Below are 5,239 nucleotides of genomic sequence, written 5' to 3'. Positions count from 1 at the left end.
CGCTCGATCGGGGTGTTCGCGGTCGCGAGGGCCGAGGCGAGGGCCACGGCCGCGTTGATCTTGCCGACCCCGGTCACGAGGTGGGGCACCTCGGCGAAGGCCGAGGCCTCGTCGCGGTGTGCGAAGACGAGGAGGGTGGGGGACTGCGACATGGGGTGCTCCTCTGCGCTCGCGCGCGGGTTGGGGCCGAAGACAACGGAACTACCCTAGCCGGGATGCGGGGCGGCCCGGTGACGCCGCGTGACAGCGGCGCTGGTTCGCGCGGGTGGCGTGTGCGTACACTGGCCGCATGAGCGACGTCGAACGAGCCGAGGTGGAGAGTTTCTCCCTCGATCACACCCGGGTGCTGGCCCCCTATGTTCGCCTGATCGGGATCGAGCACGGCCCGCGGGGCGATGCCATCTCGAACTACGATATCCGCCTGGTGCAGCCGAACGAGCAGGAGATCCCCACCGCGGGCTTGCACACGATCGAACACACGCTGGCCGCGCTCCTGCGCGGCCGCTTCGCGGGCCTGATCGACATCTCGCCCTTCGGCTGCCGCACCGGCTTTCACCTGATCGCCTGGGGGGAGCCCACCCCGGCGACGGTCGCTGAGGCGATCCGGTCCTCGCTGGCCGATCTCGTCGAGCGGGTGACGTGGGCGGATGTGCCGGGGACGGCGGCCGTGAGCTGCGGGAACTACCGTGACCACAGCCTGCACTCGGCGCAGGAGTGGGCGCGCCAGGTCCTGGACCGCGGCATCAGCCTCGACGCCTTCGACCGCTCGCGGATCGCCTCGGCCTGACGGCTCCGCACGCTCCCGCTCGGCGGGGTGCGCGTCGGGGCGGCGTCGCGTCGGCCCGCGGCCTTGCCGTGACCTCCTTCGGTCCGTAGCCTCGACGGTGACGGGAGCCCGTGGCGAGACGCGGGGCTCCATCCGCCTGCGACCCGGGAGCCCGAGCGATGCCGATCCTTCAGCGTGACCCCTCCGAGCACCCGGGGCCTCGGCGCAGCCCCGCCGCGTCGCGGCGCACCGCGCTGGGGGCGCTGGGCCTGCTGGGCGCGGTGACCCTCGCCTCGCTCGGCGGCGGCCCCGCGCTGGCGCAGGCCGCGCCCGCGCAGGCCCCCGGGGGCGCGGCCCCGGTCAGCATCGACGTCGTCACGATCAACGACTTTCACGGCCGGCTAGAGGCCGGGGGCGAGCAAGCCGGGGCGGCGGTCATCGCGGGTGCCGTGCAGCAGCGTCGCGCGGCGAATCCGAACACGATCTTCGCGGGGGCCGGGGATCTGATCGGTGCCTCGACCTTCACCTCCGCCATCCAGGAGGATGTGCCGACGATCGACGCGCTCAACGCGGCCGGCCTGGAGGTCAGCGCGGCGGGTAACCACGAGTTCGACCGCGGCTGGGCGGACCTGGCGGGCCGCGTTCGCTCGCTCGCGGACTGGGAATATCTCTCGGCGAACGTCGTGCACCGGGCGAGCGGACTGCCCGTGCTGGCCCCGTCCTGGGTGACCGAGCGAGCCGGGATCCGGGTCGGCTTCGTCGGGGCCGTGACCGAGGACCTCCCGCGCATCGTGACCCCGTCCGGCCTGGACGGCCTAGAGACCCGGGACCTCGTGGCCTCGGTCAACGCCGCGGTTGCGGAGCTCCGCGACGGCGACCCGGGCAACGGGGAGGCCGACGTGGTGATCCTGCTCGTCCATGAGGGCGCGGCCACGACGCAGCTCGACAGCATCACCCCGGACTCGCCCCTCGGCAGGATTGCCGCCGGGGTCACCCGGGACGTCGCCGCGATCGTGTCCGCGCACACCCACCTCACCTACTCCCACTTCATCGACGGGCGGCCCGTGGTCTCCAGCGGGCAGTACGGCGAGAACCTCGGCCTGCTGACCCTGGAGATGGATCCGGAGGAGCGCACGCTCCGTTCGATCTCGAACCGGGTGCTGCCCCTCACCGAGGGCGGCGTGCCACGGTACCCCGCCGACCCGCGGGTCAGCCAGATCGTCGCGGACGCGGTCCGGGAAGCGGCGGTGCTGGGCTCGCGTCGGGTCGGCGAGATCACCGCGGATCTCAACCGCGCCCGGCAGAGCACCGGTGAGGAGAACCGGGGGGCCGAGTCCACCCTGAGTAATTTCGTGGCTGAGCTGATGCGCCGCGCGGCGGCCGCCGATGTCGCGCTCATGAACCCGGGTGGGGTACGGGACGACCTTCGCTTTGTCTCGGCGGACCCGGGCGTTCCCGACGGGACCGTGACCTACAGCGATGTGGCCACGGTGCTCTCCTTCGCCAACCCCATCGTCACGACGACGCTGACGGGCGCGCAGCTCACGGCCGTGTTGGAAGAGCAGTGGCAGCCGCTCGGGACCTGGCAACCGGTCCGGAAACTCGGCCTGTCCGCGGGGCTCAGCTACACCTACGACCCGAGCGCGCCGCACGGCGCCCGGATCACGGAGGTCACCCTGCACGGGAATATCCTCGCCCCCACGTCGCAGGTCACTGTCGCCGCGAACCCGCTGCTGGCGGGCGGGGGCGATCACTTCTTCACGATGGCCGCGGGCACGCGGCCGAGGGACAGCGGCCGCATCGACACTCAGGCGATGGTGGACTGGTTCACGGAATATGGCGTGGTGAGCCCGGACCTGGCGAAACGCTCGGTGGGGGTGACCGTGAGCGCGCCCGCCGGGCAGGGCTTCGCCCCCGGGGAGGAGATCACCGTCGCCCTGTCTTCGCTCGCCTGGAGCGCGGGCGAGCCGCAGCCCGCGTCGGCTTCGATCGCGCTCAACGGCGTCGAACTAGCCAGGGCACCGATCGATCCGGCCGTCGTGGTCGGCACCCCGGAGGGCGGCCGAGCGACGCTCCGCTTCGCCGCGCCCGCGGGCATCACCGGGACGCAACGGCTCACGGTGACGGTCGCGGGGCAGGGCACCACGGCGAGCGTGCCGTTGGTCTTCGCGGCGGCACCCGGGCCGACCCCCGAGCCGACCCCCGATCCGAGTCGCGATCCGGACGGCGAGGTCCCCCCGGCTCCCGGTGTTGATCCCCGCGCCGATCCCCGCGCTGATCCCCGCGCCGATCCCCGCGCTGATCCCCGCGCCGAGCCGAGCGCGCGGCCAGGGTCGGGGCCCGGGGCGCTCGCGGCGACCGGGGCCCCGGCCCCGCCCCTGCTCGCGGGGGCGGGGATCCTCGTCCTCCTCGGGGCAGCGCTGCAGGGGTTCCGGCGGCCGTCCCCGGGGAACAATCGGCCCTAGGAGCAGCGCTCCTGATCGCGGATGCCCCGGGCGAGCTCATCGGTCTCGGCCGACATCGCATACTCCGGGATGCCCTCGGAGATCTGCGCAAGCCGGTCCCGGTCGGCCCCGAGGAACAGGGTCGCATAGGAGTTCGCGACGCCCTCGTTGGCCGTGCCCGTGATCGGCGGTGCGCTCGTGCCGCAGGTCCGCCCCACGAGGTGGTGCGCGAGCTCGTGCCGGACGGTGTCGAGGAAGTCGGGGGAATTCAGGATCTCCGGGTACCCCCGGAACTCGGGGTTGATGTAAATCCGATCCGGGGTGGCGTGGCAGTAGGACGCGATGACCTGCTCAGGGTCATGGCTCGGATTGCTCATGCAGCTCGCGTAAATACTGGAATAGTCATAGTCCAGCGTGACCCCGAAGCCCGCCACGAGGGTCTGCCCGGCGGCGGCGTAGCTGCCGTTCGCGTCCGGCCCGAGGGGGTCGGCGTTCGACTCCGCGGCCTCTTGTGCGGCCTCCTCCGCCGCCCGAGGGTCGATCCCCTCCGGCGCGGTGCCATCGGATTCGAACACGGAGCCGTCGGCGCGGGTGATCGAGATCGTCACGTCCAGGTCCTCGCCCGCGAGGAAGCGGCGCTCGTACTCATCGGCTTTTTCCCCGAGGATCTGCAGGCGGGCATCGAGCTCACCGGGGCTCGTGCTCGTCGCGCCTCCGCTGAGCGACATGATGTTGAGCGCCGATTTGATGTCGGCGTAGGCGTAGAGGAACGATCGCGTGTACTCGATGCCCGCATCGGTGTGCGGCACAATCTCGAAGATCGAGGCGTCGTCGATCATGTCGACATAGCGCTGATAGGTCGCCTCGACGCGCTCCTGCAGGGGCAGGAACTCCTCGCGCTCGGTGATCGAGTACACGGTTGCCGGTTTCATCGCGGCGGCGTCACGAACCGTGTCGGAGGTCTCGCGGATCGCCGTGAAGAGCGAAATCGCGGCGATCACCACGGGGATGAGCAACGCGAGCAGTGCCGCCCCGAGCACGACGAACACCCAGATCGGGCGGGACGGCTTCGGTGGCCGGTAGGGGCCCTGCGGGGGCAGCTGCCCCGGGCCTCCCGGGGCTCCGGGGCCGCCCCCGCCGGGACCGGCGGGCGGCGGGAACCCCGGGGGCGCCGGGACCGCGGGCGGCAGCGGTGGGACCGGGGCGGCGGCGGGGAACTGTGTCGTGGGGAACTGCTGGGCCGGGAACTGCGGCGCCGGGAACTGTGTCGTGGGGAACTGCGGCGCGGGCAACTGCGGCGCGGGGAACTGCGGGCCGCTGGGCTGCCCAGCCGGGGGACCCGGGGGCGGGGGCTGCGGGCTGGGGGTCGGCTGCTGCGCGGGTCCGGGCTGTGGCGCGGGTCCGGGCTGTGGCACAGCGCCGGGCTGCGGCGGACGGCCGGGGAAGTGGGGGACCCGGGGGCCCGATCTCTGAGCGGCGGGCGGCGGCTCGCTCGGATTCTACGGCTGTGGCCGCCCGTGCTCATCCCAAGACATTCCGGTCTGCTCCAATCGTGCCAGGCTGGGGCGGGGTGCCTGCCCCGTGGGGGAGAGTAGCACTCCTGGGGGAGTCCGCCCCAGTCCGGGCTGCCCCTGCCGGAGTTCCGGTCCGCTTCGGACTAGTCTGAGCAGGTGAAGGAATCGAACTCGAACCCCCGGTCGCGGGCGCTGCGGGCCACGCCGGGACCCGGGCGTGCCGGGGTCTTCCTCGGCCGGAGCGAGCTGGTCGCGGAACTGCTCGGGATCGTCGCCGAACCCGGGGCAAACGCGCTCCTGGTGGGGGCCGGGGGCATCGGGAAGTCGGCGCTCGCCGGTCACGCCCTCGATCTGCTCGCGACGCGGACACCGGGCCTGGAGATCGCCCGCTTCGCGGCGACCGAGTCCACCGAGGCCTCCCCGCTCGCGGTCTTCGTCTCGGTGCTCGGCGACTACGAGCAGTTTGCGAGCGCCCGCCCCGAAAAGGTGGCGCAGGCCATCGTCCGTGCCTGCCT

At 72.7% G+C, this 5,239-nt stretch carries 4 protein-coding genes; 3 read left to right on the top strand and 1 reads right to left on the bottom strand.

Going from position 1 to position 5,239, the window contains the following annotated elements:
- The first annotated feature begins 289 nt into the window (after nucleotides 1-289).
- Nucleotides 290-787 (top strand): S-ribosylhomocysteine lyase, encoded by a 498-nt coding sequence (locus tag OOT08_RS04775; protein WP_325091419.1) that lies wholly within the window; start codon nucleotides 290-292, stop codon nucleotides 785-787.
- Between the two features lie 158 nt (nucleotides 788-945).
- Entirely contained in the window at nucleotides 946-3,231 is a 2,286-nt protein-coding gene (locus OOT08_RS04770; protein WP_325091418.1) for a 5'-nucleotidase C-terminal domain-containing protein, read from the top strand.
- Here OOT08_RS04770 and OOT08_RS04765 read toward each other — a convergent pair.
- On the bottom strand, nucleotides 3,228-4,250 hold the full coding sequence (locus OOT08_RS04765; RefSeq protein ID WP_325091417.1) for a hypothetical protein: 1,023 nt from the start codon (nucleotides 4,248-4,250) through the stop codon (nucleotides 3,228-3,230). The genes OOT08_RS04770 and OOT08_RS04765 overlap by 4 nt on opposite strands.
- A 630-nt stretch (nucleotides 4,251-4,880) precedes the next feature.
- Here OOT08_RS04765 and OOT08_RS04760 point away from each other — a divergent pair.
- A partial coding sequence (locus OOT08_RS04760; protein ID WP_325091416.1) for a hypothetical protein occupies nucleotides 4,881-5,239 on the top strand: 359 nt, incomplete at its 3' end.

The organism is Leucobacter sp. M11, assembly GCF_035726885.1.
In the GTDB taxonomy this organism is placed as follows: Bacteria; Actinomycetota; Actinomycetes; order Actinomycetales; family Microbacteriaceae; genus JAPFRB01.
This window is presented reverse-complemented; position numbering and strand designations above follow the sequence as displayed.

Excerpts from the sequence above, each read along its gene's own strand:
- OOT08_RS04775 (WP_325091419.1), top strand. The coding sequence starts at position 290 with ATGAGCGACGTCGAACGAGCCGAGGTGGAGAGTTTCTCCCTCGATCAC.
- OOT08_RS04770 (WP_325091418.1), top strand. The coding sequence starts at position 946 with ATGCCGATCCTTCAGCGTGACCCCTCCGAGCACCCGGGGCCTCGGCGC.